The sequence below is a fragment of the Paraburkholderia sp. SIMBA_053 genome, assembly GCF_046534895.1.
Taxonomy (GTDB): Bacteria; Pseudomonadota; Gammaproteobacteria; order Burkholderiales; family Burkholderiaceae; genus Paraburkholderia; species Paraburkholderia caledonica.
In genome coordinates this window covers 1-259 of record NZ_JAWRXU010001039.1, presented here as the reverse complement: position 1 = coordinate 259, position 259 = coordinate 1, and the positions used below count along the sequence as shown (strand labels likewise).

Genomic DNA, 259 nt, shown 5'->3' with positions numbered 1-259 from the left:
GATGCAAGCGCGTACGAGGCGCCGATACCCATCGGCGTCGCGCCGGAGCAGACGATGTCGGCGAGCGGGTCCAGTGTGTCGAGCCAGCCCGACAACATTTGCTCGACGGCATGTTGGTCCTCGTAGCCTGCCGAAGAAAAACCCGAAAACGTCACGACCCGGCGATTCAGACCTCGGATCTCACACAGGGCTTCGTCGATATCGCTCATGTGATGGATGTGTGTTTCGCTATGATCAGTCATGTGTTATCGCTCGTGGA

General features: G+C 58.3%; 1 pseudogene. It reads right to left on the bottom strand.

The features are described 5' to 3' along the window. Nucleotides 1-242: pseudogene (locus tag SB753_RS38790) on the bottom strand (hypothetical protein); the annotation flags it as partial. Between the last annotated feature and the right edge of the window lie 17 nt (nucleotides 243-259).